1 protein-coding gene is annotated in these 1,250 nt (G+C 34.6%); it reads right to left on the bottom strand.

The window, feature by feature from the left end; all coding sequences use genetic code 11:
• Window positions 1-249: 249 nt before the first annotated feature.
• On the bottom strand, window positions 250-654 hold the full coding sequence (locus H4J57_RS19445; RefSeq protein WP_182223039.1) for a hypothetical protein: 405 nt from the start codon (window positions 652-654) through the stop codon (window positions 250-252).
• Window positions 655-1,250: the final 596 nt, after the last annotated feature.

The raw sequence follows: 1,250 nt of genomic DNA, 5'->3' as shown, positions 1-1,250 counted from the left end.
ACACGAAGTGCACCTTGATTTACTGAAGTCGTATAACCCGGACCAGCGATAAAATTTAAAATAAATGTAATGAGTAAACCTAAAACAGGTAATAAACCTATCATAAAAATTCTTTTATTAATCCTCAATTTATTCATATATGCATCCATTCGATAAAAACATAACGCCACGTTAAGCGGCAAAAAATTGTTGGCTATAATGTGAACGGAGTGAAACAGCCAACTGTTTTTTGTCCGTTTGAACGCCTTGTTAGGTGTTCTTTTTATTAGGTTTATTTAATTTAACAGTTGCTTCGGTACAACGCAAAGACAACCAAAAACTTGCAAGAGATATTAGTAGATTAGAGCCACCAATTTCGACTCCTGCTAGCACCATAAATGTTAGGTATACACTATAAGTTGATAATAAAAGTAAACATGATGCCGCAATACGAGAATGCCACTTAAAAACTGCAAACAGGAGAAACGCATACAAGCTGAAATCAATTATAAAACCAATAGATGTTTCAATATTCAACTCTTGGAAAAATAGTCCGATGATCAAGCTTATTAAAGTTAAAATTGCGATTCCAAAAGTACAAGACTTGATCATAGCGATACAAGTCGATTTAGAATCTAAGGAATGAAAAACATTTATCTTTTGATCAACATCCATAGTTGAGAGATTCCCTGAACACCTAACGCCCACTTAAGCGGACAAAAATAGTTGGTTAAAATGTGGAGCGAAGCGGAACCTAACCAACTGTTTTTGTTCCGTTTGAAGTTCTTGTTATGTACCTTTTACTCCATACTTTCCGTGTTTATAAGTATACAGAGCGCAAGGATATGCCAATGCCACAAGGAGTACAAAACTAACAACTTTAAAGCTAATTGCCAATTCAAAACCTAAATTAGATGCGAAATAAATAAGTAAAGGAATTAAAGCGAAGACATATAGTAATGTTGCGAAGAACCCTAAGTATACGAAATAATTTCCGTATAGCCGCACATTGCAATTTTGACATTTAGTCCAAAATGCATTGATTCCATTACACCAGTTAGAAAATGAAATGGCTGTTTGTTTACAACTAGGACATTGCAACTGCCTACTCCTTTAGGTACATAACGCCCCATTAAGAGGCAAATAATAGTTGGCTAAAATAAGCGACGAAGGAGCAAATAGCCAACTGTTATTTGTCCTGCTTGAATGGCTTATAGTTGGACCAATCCATTTATCAATCGATTAGTTTACTATATTTGATAAGTGGAATA

This window comes from Colwellia sp. BRX8-7, assembly GCF_014077275.1.
Classification (GTDB): Bacteria; Pseudomonadota; Gammaproteobacteria; order Enterobacterales; family Alteromonadaceae; genus Colwellia_A.
Note: the sequence above shows the minus strand (reverse complement) of the source record. Positions and strands in the feature narration are given on the sequence as shown.

Bases quoted from the DNA above. Each gene is read 5' to 3' on its own strand.
- H4J57_RS19445 (WP_182223039.1), bottom strand. From the start codon at position 654: ATGGATGTTGATCAAAAGATAAATGTTTTTCATTCCTTAGATTCTAAA.